The organism is Nocardioides humilatus, from assembly GCF_008373755.1.
GTDB classification, from domain to species: domain Bacteria; phylum Actinomycetota; class Actinomycetes; order Propionibacteriales; family Nocardioidaceae; genus Nocardioides; species Nocardioides humilatus.
The window spans coordinates 1-336 of sequence record NZ_VUJV01000213.1; the positions used below are offsets into that span (position 1 = coordinate 1).

The 336-nt window shown below is 50.3% G+C and carries 1 protein-coding gene; it reads right to left on the minus strand.

Annotated features, from left to right (window positions below; all coding sequences use genetic code 11):
• On the minus strand, positions 1–336 hold a 336-nt coding region (locus F0U44_RS24495; protein ID WP_149730656.1), incomplete at both ends, for a hypothetical protein.

A 336-nucleotide genomic window follows, 5' to 3' on the forward strand; every position in this document is an offset into this window, starting at 1 on the left:
GGGATATTGGCTCGAGCGGAGTCCGAAGGCCGCCTTGAGGTATCCGCGGAGCACCTTCTTGTCGGGACGGGCTCCGATGGCTTTGATCACAGCCTCGTCGACTGTCTTCTGATCGGTTTTGCGCTGCTCAGATGGAACGTATTTCTCTTTTTTTGTGGCAAAGATGTCATCACCCTCTTTGCGTTTGACTGTACGTTTGACGCACTTCTTATTCTTCTTGAAGTAATCATCATTGAAGTGTTTTGGCAGTTTGAAGTTGCCGAGTGAAATTCTGGTGGAGGTGCCGATCACATAGCGCTGAGGAATGCGGCGTAGCGGGCACGAATTGAATGCAAA